Here is a 13,325-nt window from a genome sequence, read left to right as displayed (position 1 = left end):
ACGTCAATCCAACGGAACGTTCAGACTGGTCCCTTTGGTGATAATGCCGCCGCGGTTACCAACCTCGATCGACCCGTAGCGCTGCTTGAAGCAATCGGGTAGCGGCCGGTCACCTTCCATGCTGAGCCAAAGGCGCAACAGATGACGCTTTTGGTTTGCATTGGGCCAATCGCGGAATCCAGTTCGGTCATGCAGCAAAGCATGATTGTAGACGAACTGCATGTCACCCGGCTGAAGCCGCATGCCAAAATGCAGAGTGGAGTCATTTGCGAGTGCGTCAAAGAGATCGAGCGCCTCGACGTGAGCCGGCGTCAGTCTTGGCGCATCGGGAAAGCGCTGCGCGCTATCGATATACTGGCGCTGGTAGAACCCGGTCAGGAATCCCGCATGCCAGTTCAGCACCGGGATTTCAAGATACGGCTTTTCGTTCTCCGGTACCTCACCTCGCCGGTCTGTCGCGATCGGATCAAACAAGAGGCCAGCAAGGTCGGGACGTCGGTTAAACATCTCGTTGTAGATCGACGCCGTGCTGACAAGGAGAGAGTCGCCTCCCTCCATAGCCTCGCGAATGCATAGCAGTCCAACCACGTCGGACGAATCCGTGTGGAAGGTCTGCCGTTCCGAGGTTTGATAAATCCGGGTGTTCGGATCCCCTGCGTCGGCGCCTGTGTCACGGACGTGACCGAGAATGTGACCCGCTGCATTCTGGGACCGCGCCGATCCGAGATGCGCGCCCACCCCGCAAAATATCGTGGCGGCAAACTCCTGGCTGTAATTTGCCACCGGGAGGCCACGGATGACTTCGAAGCCAAAGCCTACCAGAAGCTTTTTCTTGAGCTCTTCCAGATGCGCGCCGAAGCGAGGCAGCGGAAAGCTTTCCTTGGTGATGTCGGCGATCTTCTTGCTCCTGCCAAGATACGATTCAGCGGCAGCCTCAAGCTCGGTGATCTCGCTGGCAGCAAGCGATACCAACCATCGATCAGGGTTGACCTTCATCTCAGCGCCTTGCCAGGCAGATGGGATGGCGACCTTCCCTGGAGGGCGATTGATCCCGCTGGGCACTGAGACCACATTCATATTGTTGGCTCCCGAGAAGATGAGTCGTCAAAAAGAGCGTCGGACCATCAACGATATTGCGCCGACCGCTTGTTTGCAACTTGGCCAGGCCAAATGCACGGACAATCCGTCAGCGCCGCTCCGTCATCTTGCGTTCAATTCTTGCTTGACGCGTGATTACGGTAACAGTGCATTTCACTAGACGCGGGTTGAGCCTGGACGCGGGCTGAGCCGAGTTGAGTGCACTGTCACCGAATTACGCATCCGCTCGCTCGGCCGCCACAGCCGTGATTTCCGACAACGTCCCTGCCCCACTTGAAGTGAACTGCCTCACAAGCCGCAATCCGGGATTGCGGTACCCTCGGCCCCATGGGGCGTGGAGTGAGAGTTGGAGGCAGCAATGGAGCAGGACCTTCCAAAGGATGCGGCACGCGCGCAATCTCCGGGCGAGGCACCGGGCGCGTGGCAGAGAATCCAATCCTGGGATAGCCGACTGTCGGTCACCAAGGGATTGACGGCCGTCACCCTGCTGACCGGCTTCCTCGGCGGATATTTCCAATATCTGAATTCCTACGAGCAGAAGGTCGGCGAGCAGGCCAAGGCCGACATGCAGAAGGCCACGGAGACCTTCATCGAGATCTCGGATGCGTTCGCCGAAGTGCAGATGCTGCAGGAGAGCATTCTGCCGGAGCGCTTCGGCTCGCTGAAGGCGCAGGCAAGTCCCGCCTTCATACCCGTGGACACCAAGACGCTCGAGCCGCTCGCAGACTATTGGAAGGCACGATCGGCCTTGCGGCGGAACGGCGCCATCTTTGCGCGCAAGGCAGAGATCTACATCGATTGGCCCAGCGACATGGAACGCGATGCCGCAGCCGAGCACACGCTCGACCAGGACCCCCTGACGGCAACATTACTCACGAAGTATAATTTCGACTGCGAGTCCGAAGCCAATCTCCCGCTGTTCAAGGGCGCAGCCTACAACGGGAGTGACCCGGGGCGTCCCAGCGAAGAGCTCTGCAACGACCCAGCCGCGGACGGTCCGAAGGCCTATGTCCCGCTCTGCGCCAGGCTGCCGGGCGGCGCGGTCGATCCTCTGCAGAAGGTCGTCGCCCTCAACTGGTGGAGCGCCAAGCACCACGTTCTGGTGATGAACCATTGCTTCGAGGCGCTGCGCGGCCAACCATCTGCGCTGGCATCCAGCAGCGATGTTCCGAATGACCGCAAGCCGGACACCGTGAAGCCACCGGTCAGCAACGAGCAAAGGCTGCAGTTTCAGGCCCGCCGGCTCGATGCGTTCATGACGCTGACCATGGCGCAGCTGGACCGTATCAGGGTGCGCTACCGGCCCACCGGCTTCGTCTGTCACGTTCCGCTGGTGCGCGACGCGGTCAATCGGTTCAGCAGCCAGTGCCTGCCAATTCAGCCGGCCAGGAACGAACGCAGCTGACACCGATGCGCAGGGCTAAAGCGCGATGAGATTGGGATGAATCGTCATCGCGCTTTAGGTTGTTGTTTGCGCATGATCTTTTCGGAAAACCGCTTCGCACTTTTCCGGATCATGCTTTAGCGGATTTTGCCCGCGCGCCAGTCCCGCGCGATAGGCGTGTCATGACCGCTTGCTGGCGTGTTGTGCGCGTCGATCAACTCGAAAGCACAAATCCATGGAATTGAAAGCCGGCGATATCGTGATGCTGAAATCCGGCGGCCAACCACTGACGGTTGCCTAGGTCAAGGGCGACGACGTGCTCTGCCTCTGGATGGGCATGGAAGGTGATCTGTTCCGCGAGACGCTGCCGCTGATCACGCTCGTCCAGATGGAAGAAGACCACGATGAGGATGAGGACGACGAGGAAGACGAGGAAGACGAGGACGAGGAGTGAGCGGATCCAGGACGAACGGTCACCGTCGTCCACAGCTCCTAATGCCCGGCCTTGGGCCCCAGGTATTTCTCGTAGATGGCCTCAAAGCTGTGGTCGTCCTTCATGCTCGTCAGCGCTCGATCGAAATTGGCAATCACTTTTGAATAGTCATGTTGCTTGTTGAATGCCAGATAACTTGGAATCTCGTCGATGCCTGGAGACAGTTCTCTTATCTTGTCCAGATACCCCTTGTTGCGCGCGGCATCGAGGACGACATGCCGGTAGCCGATCGCCAGATCGATCCTCTTCAGGGACAGCATGCCAACGAGGTTATCGACATTGTTGGTTTCGACAACCGTCGACCATACCCCTGTCTTGAGTGCGCTATCGACCTTGAGGCCGTAACTTGTGCCCCTGATGGTCCCGATTCCAAGCCCTCCCAACTTGCCGATGTCGCCGTCAAACTTCACATCGGAATCGGCAGGGACAAAAAACGCCAGCACCTGGGTGATGACCGGGACGTTGGTGTAGGTGAGGAACTCATTTCGCTCAGGCAGCTTGAAAACGGAGAATATTCCGTCGACACGACCGCTGCGAACTTCCGCCAGGCAACGTGCCCAGGGCATCACCTGAACTTCAAACCGCTCGCCTGTCCTTCGAAAGGCTTCGGTCACGACATCGACAAGTATTCCGGACGGCGTGCCATCCTTGACATAGGCTGTGGGCGAACTGTCGGCGGCTACGAGGACAAGGCCGGCGGGATACGCATTGCCGCAGCCGGTCAACGCGATCGCAAGGGCGAACAGCAAGGATCTCAGGGAACCTGCACCTTTGGCTGAATTCCGGATGCGCTGATTTCGCATCATGCTGAACTTTCGCGGCGCAGGCTCACGCGCAAATCGAAGTCACACGCGAATCTCGCACTTCCGCGCGGAGTTGACAAGCGCAAAGGGATTTGGAGCTGGTATTACAGTGACAGTGCATTCAATCGCCTGCTCATCACCAGCGAAGCGGATTCGCGACAGTAGTTTAATGCACCATCACCGTAATCCTTCGCCCCTTGAGTTCAAAACCGCGTTCGCGCAAAACAAGCCACGGTAACGATCGTGGCAACCCCACTGTCACTGCAATAGCGTGTCTCACTTAAGGGGGGCAGTCCAGCACTGTCACCGTGATTCCAGGCGCGGTCTCATCCACTGGTGCTGCTATCCGGCAGAGAGCGGAGCGCCGGAGTTGCGCTCGCCGGTCGATTTCTCAAAACGCCGTAAAGCTGCGCCAAAATGAGGAAGAACAGCGTATGCGCGGCCGCGTACCAGAGAATGCCGGCGACAGTCAAATGCGCGACGCCGGCGATGCCCTCGCTTGTTAGCGGAAGAACGACAAACGCGTTCAATATCCACACAATAACAGCGTAAGTGGCACCCTTGAGGATGTCGTTCAGGCCAGGCAGCAATGGCTCGACGACATACCCATAAAAAAGGGCCATCAACATGCCCACGAAGAGATGGAAGCCGGTTTGAAGAAAAGGGGATGCGACCGTCGGCAATTCCAGTGAGGTCCAAGTATACGTCATGCCGAGCTGCCCGAGTATGGGCATAGACCAGGAAGAAACCAGCCGAAGGAGGCCGCCCTTAGCCGTCGGTAGAGAGATGAGATCTGCGGCTCTGAGGGCCAGTGTATTAACGATGATGGCTATGGAACCGGCTGCAAGCGCCGAGGGCAATTTGGGTTTCACATGCTCTCTCCATTGCTATCTGGATCCGTACTGCGGAGCCATGCAGAAGAGACATCCTGCGCATGTTCTTATTTCACTCTATACGGAATCGTTACCAGAGCGGCCCGCTCGAACTGCACCGCGCGTGGTGGAAGAATTACGGTGAGAGTGAATTGGAATTACGGTGACAGTGCTGGACTCTCACCGCATTCCGGGCAGTGGCGAAGACATGTGTCTCGCGCCGCTGCATCAACCGTCAGGCAGATCTACGAACCGGCAGTTTCTTCGATTGCCGTCTCGCCGCGCGGCCGGTGGCGGCGATCGCTTCCATCTCGTCGACGAGGCTGGACCGATCGATATCGGCCTTGACGGCCTCGCCGAGGAGACAGGCCGTCATCTTGAATTGCGGCTCTCCGATCAACCGGTTCACCGCCGCGGCAATGTCCGCTTCGGAGGCGGCTGCAGGCAACTGAAGCCCTGCCCCCTTCGCCTCGATGCGCGCGGCGTTGGCGGCCTGGTCCCGTCCCATTGGCAGAATGAGCTGCGGCAGTCCGTTGATGACCGAACGAATGGTCGTTCCGTGACCGCCCTGCGATAGCACCACGGAAACATCCTTCATGACCAGGTCATGGGGAGCGCCCCGGATCAAATGCACATTCTCCGGAGCCCTGAGATCGGCGACGTCCAGATTGGGACCGGCTGTTGCAATGGCATCGATCTCGACCGCTTCCATCGCGTCGATCATGCGCTGAAACGTCTCGTGCTGGCCTTGCGCGCCTGTGCTGCATGCGATCAGCGCGCGAGGACGACCCGATCGAGCCGACCATGGTGCGCGCCATGCCTCCGTCTGCAGAGATCTAGACCAGTTCGGGACATCGAGCAGCGGTCCGACGTAGCGGAAATTGTCGGGCAGCGCGTCAGCTTGAAAGTCGAACGCTTGACTGGTCGCAAGAAAAAGCCGGTCGGCGCGATCGAACAGATCGAAGACATCTGCCAGCAGAGGAAGACCCAGATCGGCACGAGCGCGGTTGAAAATTGGCAGGAACGAATTCAGTGTTTCGGCCTGCCTGGCATTGGCGGCGTCGACTTCGGCGCGCTGTTCCGGCGTTCTCGGTTGGCTCAATCCGCTGGTAACAGGCGGCATTCCCGGCAGCGGCCGAAGGCTGACATGAGGGGACAGGAGAGCGAAAGGCACATCGGATGCCTCCGCCCCGAGCGCGGCACCAAAGAGCGCGTCAAGCACGAGAACAGCATCCGTCGGCATACGGTCGATCTCAGCCCTCATATCGGCCGCATAGAGCGCGGCAGGATCAAATATGGCCCGGCGTAGAAAGTCTTGCATGTCCGAGACATCGACCGGATCCGCGGCCGCTCCGGTCGGGGCGCGGCGCCAAGGGACAAAGGCAAAGCCGGAGGCCTCGATCTCAGAGCGCATCGCTGGATCTGCCATCACCCGGATGCAGTGACCGTTTCGATGCAACCTCCGCGCCGCAGTGAGCATCGGGCTTAAATTTCCGAGGGTTCCCCACGACGCCAGCAGGAAATGATACGGCATGATGGAGCCTTTCGGTCACGCAGGTGAATTGGCTTGCCATCCATCCCGGGCAACTCAGTGCAGGCTTCCGGACGGATGCTTGGCCGCGCATGCGTCCGCGCGGACCGCTCCAAGAATGAAGCGGCGCGCGCTACTGAACGATGTCTCGTCCGAGTGAGATGGTTACATCTGTAAGGATGAAGCCGCCGCTTGTGGGCGGTGAAAGTGCGAGAAAACTAACTAAAAAATGGCAGTCCGGCCGCAAGACGGGTTCTCATTTCGAGCCAAACGGGGCATAATGGGACATGGCTAAAATAAAAGTGACCTTCAGAACTGTACGTGTCGCCGAGGGCGACTGGAAAATCCTCGCCGACTATCCGGACAGCGAGCAGCGCGAAATTACCGGATTTGCCAGCAAGGCGGATGCCGACGGCTGGATCAACGGTGACCGCAAGATCGCGTGGTTGCGCTCCCAGGGCTACGCCAAGTGACCTGATAAGTGACCTGATTAGCCGAATCACGGTGACAATCAGCGGAGTTACCCGCGTCCGCGATTAAGGTGACAGTGCACTTAACTTTCCTCGCGATCCCCGCGCGGCTTCGGCCCGCGCTTGGCCGGCTTGAGAACGCGCTTTGTCTTCCGCTCGACCATATCCAGGAATTTTGGATTGCCGAGGGGGCGGCCGATGGTTTCGGCGCCGCGTAGCTGCTCGATCATGCCGGGCTCGCTCTCCTCGGACAGAAAACGCGAGAAGTCCGGATAGCGTTCGCGGATCGGCGCGGTCGCGGTGATACCGTCGCTGCGGCTGCCGGCATGGGCGCGGACGCTGGACCAGCGCCAGTCGCGCGCCCGTTCGACGAGCCGCGCCCGCACCGGATTGAGGGAGACGTAGCGGAGCGCAGCAGCGAGGTACGCCTCGTCCATCGCCACGCAACCGAAACGACCCCGCCAGAAATGGCCGGTGCGCTTGCGGCGCGCGTGGATGATGCCGGCGTAGCGGCGGTGTACGGGAGCCAGTGCGCGGCGCAACCCATCGGCGTCGGACGGCACCAGGATCAGATGCACATGGCTGGGCATCAGGCACCAGGCCCACACCTCGACCCCGGCCGCATCGCAGCTCGCCGCGAGCAGGTCGCGATAGAGCGCATAATCGCCATCGTCAAAGAATGTGCGCGACCGGCCATTGCCGCGCTGGGTGACATAGTGGGGATAGCCGGGGACGACGACACGGGCAAGACGGGCCATGCCGCAGCATGCCTGCAAACCCGGGCGGAGTCAATTAAGTGCACTGTCACCGTAATTGCGCAATTGCGTTATCTCTTCCGAAAAACCATGAACTCGCCTTCGATCGGATGTCGCATCTCAAGCCGGAGCGTCGCCGTCATCGATTCCAGTTTTACGAAATGGTCGGATGCCAGTTTCTCGACATAAGTGACGGAATGCGCGAAACGTCCGGAAGGCCGCAGCTCAAAATCCGCAACATTTGTCGTCTCGATACTGAGCGCGATGATGCCATCCTTGACAAGGACGTCGACAAGCGCGCCGAAGAATGCCCTGAGGTCGCCAATGTAGACCAGGACATCGGCCGCGAAGATGAGATCAAAGCTCGCCGGCCTCGCCGCCAGGAACTCGATTGCCTCGGCTTTTCTCAACTCGCTGTAGTAGCGGCGTTCTTCCGCCTGTAGCAGCATCGCCGCCGAGAGATCGACGCCAATGGCCGCGCCGCCGAACTGAGAGAGGGGCTTTGCAGCCAAGCCGGTACCGCAGCCGAGATCGAGAATATGATCGAAACGACGACGGTGCACGGCGATCATCTGCGCCATGATCTCGGGCCCGCGATATTGCAGCGAGTCGACAAGTTTCCTGTCGAAACCGGGCGCCAGGCGATCGAAATGTCTTTCGACATAGTCCACTGGGGCCCTGGGAAGCTGTTCACCGGCCACCGCGCTGTTCATGTAGCGCTGAACCGCGTCATCGGGGTCGCGGCGAAGCCGAAATTGGCCAACAAGGCGAGCGGCATCCCGGTATCCGTGCGCGTTGAGCAGCGCAAATGCTTCCTGCGAAATGTCGTCGGATCCGTCACCCGCGTCGGCGAGCCGGCTGTAATTTGCCAGAGCCTCGTCGACCTTGCCCTCGATGATGGCCTGGAAGGTTATCGCCTTGATGCGGACCAATGCACTGGCCGGATCCAGCGGGCCGAACTTGCCGGCGGCATCGAGCGACTTCGCCGTACCGACAAAATCGCCGGTCGCATAACAGGCATGACCAAGGCAAAGATGCGCGTTGGCGTTCTGCGGGTCGTGCGTGACGGCCTGCTGCAGGCATTGCAGGGCCTGCGCCGGTTTTCCGCGCCTGAGCTGGATGATGCCGAGACCGAAATGGGCGCTCGCAATCGTCTCGTCGAGCATGATTGTCTGGCTGTAGGCCGACGCGGCCAAATCCTGATCCTGCATTCGGTCGAGGACCGTTGCCAGCATCAGCCAGGATTGAGCGCGCTGGTCATCGATCCCGATCGATCTTCTGATCGAGCCAAGCGCCATTTCGCTGTTGCCGGAGGCCAGTTGCACCCCGCATAGGTCCTCCCAGATCATGGCGTTGTCCGGCTCCAGGACCAGTGCGGCCTCAAACGACTGGACCGCCAAGTCCAGCTCTCCCGATTTCCATCGCATGAGACCGAATTTCCGCAGCTCGCCGGCTCCCAGGCCCTGTTTGCTCATGAGGTCGCGGAGGTCCTGCGCTCAGCGGGGTGGTGGTCCCCTGCGAAGCCAGCCGGCAGCACGATAAGGGTGGACCTGTCATGGCCCAGAAGAAGATTCACAACCGACCCCGCCTCGACAGGCATCGGCCGTGGCAAAACATGAAGCACCTGGAGCCAGCCGCCGTCATGATAGCCGTCCGGATGGTTGATGAAGACGATATCGTCGATAAGGTCCACGTGCATCCATTGAACGACGCCCACGGCGATTCCGGAAGCGATCACGGGGATCGAGACGGCCCGCAGTTCCGGTTCATGTGCGGCAGATGTCAAATCCAGTGATGCGATTTCGAAATCGTTCGAAAGCCTTGACCATTCAGTCATCGTTCCGTGGATGGGCAAACGCAGCGGCGCGAGGCTGTTGAACCGCGAAACGTCGAAGCCGGACGCCATTTTGACATTGCTGTAGGCGGCGAGCGTTTCGCTTGCCACAAGGCAGCCCATGGCCGTTGCCGCCCTTGGAATGACGATCGCATCGTCGGCAATCAGCCGGCGCCGTGCGTCTTCAAACGTGCTCAGCACGTCCTCGGCCAGGAGATCGCTGGACAGGATCTCGGAGATCAGGATGTCGGCTTTCGCCGGGATATCCTCGCCGACGGAAAGGCCCGTCGAGGATCTTCCGATAACCGTGATCTGTTCGGCATATCCGTTTTCGGCGACGATCTCCTGCGCAACGCGCGCGATGGTCGGAACCGTTTCGCAGGTGACGATGTTGGTGGCGCCTTCACGCGCCGCCATCATCGACAGCAAACCGCTGCCCGTGCCGATGTCGAGGATTTGCGCGCTCAAGCCGCGGATTGCCAGCGCCCGACGGATCGCCAGTTCGAAACAGTCGTTGCGCCGTGTGTCGTTCATCATGGGGATGTGCCAGAAGGGAACGATAGCGGACGACAACCGGCGCAACTGGTGGTAGGCGTTGACGTTGTCAGGCTGAAGGCGAAGAACATGGCCGAACTCGATGATCGCTTCATCCTTTCGCCCGCTATCGGCCAGTGCAACGGCGAGATTGTTGCGGATGAGCGCATCGTCGGGAGCGAGGCCGGTCGCGATTTCAAAACAGCTCAGCGCGTCGGTCAAACGCCCGGTCCTGTAGAGTAGCCCACCCTTCGCGGCCAGGGCATTGAGGTGATGCGGCTCGATCGAAAGCAGCGTGTCCCAGTAATAGATGGCGCGGTCGATATGTCCGCGATTCGCAACGACACTTGCGAGGAGCGGAAGAACATCCGTGCTGCGATAATCGTCTAACAACACCTCCAGATAGTGCTGCTCGGCGCGTTCCCAATTGCCGGCGCCATGGAATCGCATTGCCCTTTCCAGGTTGAGCCGTGCCGAATTCACGTGCTTTCCAACGGTCTCGTCGTTCATCCGAACTCCCCATTCAGTCTTAAAGAACCAGGACGCGGACTGAACCCGACCGATCCCGCTGCGAGCGCGAGCATTGTTCAGGTGCATTCCAGATACGCGAGACGGGCATTCCCCAAGGTCTCTACGGCGGCCATGCAGGGGATGTTACGGTCGCTGGAATTTTTTTTCGGCGAGCTTCGGTCAACTGCTCAAACCGCAGGCGGAAACGACTGTGTTCTGTTTACCTTAGGCGATTCGCGCCGTATCGATGGGATCGTGGCAAGCACCGGGCCGCGATCGTCGCTCAGACGAGCTGCCTCGCCGCAGCCGAGATCATCACCAGCCCGCCGACGATCACCGCCGCATCGAGGATCGCCGTGTGAATATGCACCGGCATCCGCTCGACGAAGGCCTTTGCGAGGAACGCGCCGGGGATGGCTATCCCTCCGATCAACAGCGCGAAGGCGAGCACCTGCGCTGTCACCGCGCCGGCAAGGCCGAACACCGAGATCTTGATCAGACCGGTGCCGAGCGAGATCATCGCGTCGGTTGCGATCACCGCGGCACCTTCGAGCCCCGCGGCCATCAAGAGCGAGAGCAGGATCACGCCGGAGCCGGAGGTGCCGCCGACCAGCACGCCGTAGCCGACGGAGCCTGCGGCAAGACCGGTGTCGCCGATCCTGACCTTGCGGCGGCGGAGCACGCGGCGCAGCGGCACGCTCAGCATCAGCATGGAGCCGATCACGAGCGCCGCGCCCGCATTGGTGAGGCGCGTGTAGCCGTAGGCGCCAAGCGCGGTCGTCAGTGCCGCGCAGGCGAGCACGATGAGGGCGCGGCGGCGGTCGGCGTAACGGAGATAGGCGATTGCGCGGCTGGAATTGGTGAAGAGTGCGGAGATCGCGATGATCGGCACTACGGGCTCGGCGCCGACCAGCGGCACGAGGACCAGCGGCATCAGCGCGCCGGTGCCGTAGCCGGCGAGACCACCGATGATCGAAGCAAACAACGCCATCAACGCGACCAGCAGAAGCTGAAAGATCGAGATGTCGGCGAAGGCTGAGACGATGGTCAATTTTTCCCGTCGCGGCTGAGACGTGCCGCAGCTTGATCGGCGATGGCAGCGAGTGCGGCCTCCTCTAGTGGAAAATCGGCCGCAAGCCAAGCGTCCTCGGCGAGTTTCAACACATGTCCGAGCGCAGGCCCTTCCGCCATCCCGCGCGCGATGAAGCCGGTGGCGCGAAGCGGAAATTTCGGCGCAATCCAGCACTACGGCAGCTCGGCAAGCGCGCGCCGGCGTGACGAACGCACTTCGCTCTCCGTCCGCTCAACACGTGATCGTGATAGCGCTCCGCGCCGGGCCGATAGAGTAACCGCCGCGCATTGGCTTCGACGGTTGCGACGAGGGCCCAGAAGCGACGGTTTCTATCATGGCGGAAGCGACGCCACGTAGGCGGCCAAAGCAATCATGTCGCTCGAGGACAACTTTTCCACGGTCGGTTTCATCAGAGCGCTCGCGCTTGCCACGCGGCCTCCATTCTGAAACTCATACAGCTGTCGCACGATGTAGGTCGGCGAGCGACCTGCAATCGACGGAATCTCGCCAGTGCCTCTGAGGTCCGGACCGTGGCAGCCAGCGCAAACAACGGTGGTGCCCGATCCGCCGGTCGTGGCGAGTGCTTCTCCCTTCACCAAGCTTCCAACCGGCACATAGGCCGTGAAAGTCGCTCGTGAGTCACGGAGTTCGAACTGCTCTCCATCGTCTGGCATCTCGACAATCCGCAGGCCGAGCGCTTCGGAGCCGCCCTCCGGACTTCTGACGTAAAACATGCGAGACGGCCCTGTTTTGGGAATGCTGTCGCTTTCGACGACCTTGATCAACCGCCTGGGCTTCAGCCCGGCAAAATACTCTGCCGCGGCGTGCATCTCGGCGTCAGTCATGGCCTTGGCCGAGGCCACCATGGTTTTTGGGGGTCTCTCCGGCCCAGACATCTTTCGGGCGCCACTTTTGAAGTCGGCGAGTTGCTGGACCAAATAGTTCACCGGCAAACCTGCGAGACTCGCACCTTCAGGACCACCGGTGCCCTCGGCGCGATGGCATGATCCGCACGCGCGGACCTCCGGCTTGCGCCCGATGGCAACGATCTCCGGCATGGCCGGATGGTCATCCGGATGCCAATCCAGCGCAAAGAAAAGATCTCTCGCCTGTTTCCAACTGAAGGCGGCGTTGCTGCCGGCGAGTTGGTTGGGGTTGTCGTCCGGCGGGGGCACCTTGACGGACGGGTCCCACAAGAACGCCCAAGCCGGAAATCCCTCAGACGGAGGGGCAGCGCTGGGTTGCTGCGCAAAGGCAGCAGGTCCGCTGAAAACAACTGATATCAATAGCATCAGCGCGCGCAGGTTCATGGCAATGACCCTCTGGAAATGAATTGAGCAGGTCTGAAAATGTATCGAACAGATTTGGCGATAAACAACGTCGGTTAACCCAACTTGTCAGCAAGCTAAGTGCAATCGCGGCTTGGCGCGCGGAAAACATTGCGTGGATTGCGGAGAGCAATAGGCCCTCCCTGGGCTTAAGCTGAGGGGGCCGTGGAGCGCGAAGAACTCGAGCGCCATATATGCGCAAGGTTTTCCAAGCGCCGGCCCCGATCTGGAGGCTATTCTGGCTTTGCCGACGAACAACCCGCTTTCCAGTCGATCTGATTTTCAATGAGATTTCCATGACCGAAACCAGAACCAATGCGCCTAGTCTCCGCCACGTCCCGCTCCCTGCACTGGGGTCTGGGCTACTCATTGCCGGCCTGTTCGCCTATGGGCTGCACGCGTTTTTCATTTCCGGCCCAGCCATGCGTGACGCCGCACGCGCATATCTCGAGCGGACGATAGCGGATGAGGATCGCGACGTCTGTGGGACGTTCGGTATCCGCTCCACCGACACTGCATTCACAGCGTGCCGCAGAGAATTGGCGATCGTTCGTCAAAAGCAAGTCTATCGGGATAACGCGGCTGCCCAGGGCGTTCTCTAGCAACTCTCCAAAATCAAGCTGCTGGAGAAACCCAACAGG

The 13,325-nt window shown here is 60.3% G+C and carries 12 protein-coding genes and 2 pseudogenes; 4 read left to right on the top strand and 10 right to left on the bottom strand.

Annotation, left to right across the window (positions count from 1 at the left end; all coding sequences use genetic code 11):
* Window positions 1–3: 3 nt before the first annotated feature.
* Window positions 4–1,077 (bottom strand): TauD/TfdA family dioxygenase, encoded by a 1,074-nt coding sequence (locus tag BMW89_RS21735; protein WP_092029053.1) that lies wholly within the window; start codon window positions 1,075–1,077, stop codon window positions 4–6.
* A 379-nt stretch (window positions 1,078–1,456) separates the two neighbouring features.
* On the opposite strand from BMW89_RS21735, the gene BMW89_RS21730 reads away from it, so the two are divergent.
* Window positions 1,457–2,503, top strand: a complete 1,047-nt coding sequence (locus BMW89_RS21730) for a hypothetical protein (protein ID WP_092029052.1) — start codon at window positions 1,457–1,459, stop codon at window positions 2,501–2,503.
* A gap of 214 nt (window positions 2,504–2,717) precedes the next feature.
* Window positions 2,718–2,936: pseudogene (locus tag BMW89_RS21725) on the top strand (YodC family protein).
* A 38-nt stretch (window positions 2,937–2,974) separates the two neighbouring features.
* On the opposite strand, the gene BMW89_RS21720 reads toward BMW89_RS21725, so the two are convergent.
* The 3 genes from BMW89_RS21720 to BMW89_RS21710 form a co-directional block, all read right to left on the bottom strand.
* Window positions 2,975–3,781, bottom strand: coding sequence for a substrate-binding periplasmic protein (locus BMW89_RS21720; RefSeq protein WP_092029051.1), 807 nt, complete (start codon window positions 3,779–3,781; stop codon window positions 2,975–2,977).
* Window positions 3,782–4,104: 323 nt separating this feature from the next.
* Window positions 4,105–4,650 carry a hypothetical protein gene (locus BMW89_RS21715; protein ID WP_143062802.1) on the bottom strand — a complete coding sequence of 182 codons (546 nt, stop codon included), beginning with the start codon at window positions 4,648–4,650 and terminating at the stop codon, window positions 4,105–4,107.
* Window positions 4,651–4,885: 235 nt separating this feature from the next.
* A complete protein-coding gene (locus tag BMW89_RS21710) occupies window positions 4,886–6,184 on the bottom strand; it encodes a glycosyltransferase (RefSeq protein ID WP_092029049.1) in 1,299 nt (432 codons plus the stop codon).
* A 284-nt stretch (window positions 6,185–6,468) separates the two neighbouring features.
* Here BMW89_RS21710 and BMW89_RS21705 point away from each other — a divergent pair, with 284 nt between their 5' ends.
* Window positions 6,469–6,654, top strand: coding sequence for a hypothetical protein (locus BMW89_RS21705; protein ID WP_092029048.1), 186 nt, complete (start codon window positions 6,469–6,471; stop codon window positions 6,652–6,654).
* A gap of 80 nt (window positions 6,655–6,734) precedes the next feature.
* Here BMW89_RS21705 and BMW89_RS21700 read toward each other — a convergent pair whose 3' ends face one another.
* From BMW89_RS21700 to BMW89_RS21675, 6 genes and pseudogenes are all read right to left on the bottom strand, one after another.
* On the bottom strand, window positions 6,735–7,409 hold the full coding sequence (locus BMW89_RS21700; RefSeq protein WP_092029047.1) for a transposase: 675 nt from the start codon (window positions 7,407–7,409) through the stop codon (window positions 6,735–6,737).
* 68 nt (window positions 7,410–7,477) lie between these two features.
* A complete protein-coding gene (locus BMW89_RS21695) occupies window positions 7,478–8,881 on the bottom strand; it encodes a tetratricopeptide repeat protein (RefSeq protein WP_092029046.1) in 1,404 nt (467 codons plus the stop codon).
* Window positions 8,878–10,284 (bottom strand): tetratricopeptide repeat protein, encoded by a 1,407-nt coding sequence (locus BMW89_RS21690; RefSeq protein ID WP_092029045.1) that lies wholly within the window; start codon window positions 10,282–10,284, stop codon window positions 8,878–8,880. Before BMW89_RS21690 ends, BMW89_RS21695 begins: the two co-directional genes overlap by 4 nt.
* A gap of 283 nt (window positions 10,285–10,567) precedes the next feature.
* Window positions 10,568–11,335: a sulfite exporter TauE/SafE family protein gene (locus tag BMW89_RS21685; RefSeq protein ID WP_092029044.1), complete on the bottom strand. Its 768-nt coding sequence runs from the start codon at window positions 11,333–11,335 to the stop codon at window positions 10,568–10,570.
* Window positions 11,332–11,678: pseudogene (locus BMW89_RS38435) on the bottom strand (CCA tRNA nucleotidyltransferase); the annotation flags it as partial. The pseudogene BMW89_RS38435 and the gene BMW89_RS21685, both read right to left, overlap by 4 nt.
* 10 nt (window positions 11,679–11,688) lie before the next feature.
* Complete coding sequence (locus BMW89_RS21675) at window positions 11,689–12,666, bottom strand: c-type cytochrome (RefSeq protein ID WP_092029043.1); 978 nt, start codon at window positions 12,664–12,666, stop codon at window positions 11,689–11,691.
* A 314-nt stretch (window positions 12,667–12,980) separates the two neighbouring features.
* Here BMW89_RS21675 and BMW89_RS21670 point away from each other — a divergent pair, with 314 nt between their 5' ends.
* Window positions 12,981–13,286, top strand: a complete 306-nt coding sequence (locus BMW89_RS21670; RefSeq protein WP_092029042.1) for a hypothetical protein — start codon at window positions 12,981–12,983, stop codon at window positions 13,284–13,286.
* Window positions 13,287–13,325 lie beyond the last annotated feature (39 nt).

Origin of the sequence: Bradyrhizobium sp. OK095, from assembly GCF_900109945.1 — a bacterium.
Taxonomy (GTDB): domain Bacteria; phylum Pseudomonadota; class Alphaproteobacteria; order Rhizobiales; family Xanthobacteraceae; genus Bradyrhizobium.
Note: the sequence above shows the minus strand (reverse complement) of the source record. Positions and strands in the feature narration are given on the sequence as shown.

What these genes read in the sequence shown, in the direction of transcription:
- BMW89_RS21675 (WP_092029043.1), bottom strand. Translation starts at nt 12,666, where the DNA reads ATGAACCTGCGCGCGCTGATGCTATTGATATCAGTTGTTTTCAGCGGA.
- BMW89_RS21705 (WP_092029048.1), top strand. Translation starts at nt 6,469, where the DNA reads ATGGCTAAAATAAAAGTGACCTTCAGAACTGTACGTGTCGCCGAGGGC.
- BMW89_RS21695 (WP_092029046.1), bottom strand. Translation starts at nt 8,881, where the DNA reads ATGAGCAAACAGGGCCTGGGAGCCGGCGAGCTGCGGAAATTCGGTCTC.
- BMW89_RS21670 (WP_092029042.1), top strand. Translation starts at nt 12,981, where the DNA reads ATGACCGAAACCAGAACCAATGCGCCTAGTCTCCGCCACGTCCCGCTC.
- BMW89_RS21720 (WP_092029051.1), bottom strand. Translation starts at nt 3,781, where the DNA reads ATGATGCGAAATCAGCGCATCCGGAATTCAGCCAAAGGTGCAGGTTCC.
- BMW89_RS21700 (WP_092029047.1), bottom strand. Translation starts at nt 7,409, where the DNA reads ATGGCCCGTCTTGCCCGTGTCGTCGTCCCCGGCTATCCCCACTATGTC.
- BMW89_RS21690 (WP_092029045.1), bottom strand. Translation starts at nt 10,284, where the DNA reads ATGAACGACGAGACCGTTGGAAAGCACGTGAATTCGGCACGGCTCAAC.
- BMW89_RS21730 (WP_092029052.1), top strand. Translation starts at nt 1,457, where the DNA reads ATGGAGCAGGACCTTCCAAAGGATGCGGCACGCGCGCAATCTCCGGGC.
- BMW89_RS21735 (WP_092029053.1), bottom strand. Translation starts at nt 1,077, where the DNA reads ATGAATGTGGTCTCAGTGCCCAGCGGGATCAATCGCCCTCCAGGGAAG.
- BMW89_RS21710 (WP_092029049.1), bottom strand. Translation starts at nt 6,184, where the DNA reads ATGCCGTATCATTTCCTGCTGGCGTCGTGGGGAACCCTCGGAAATTTA.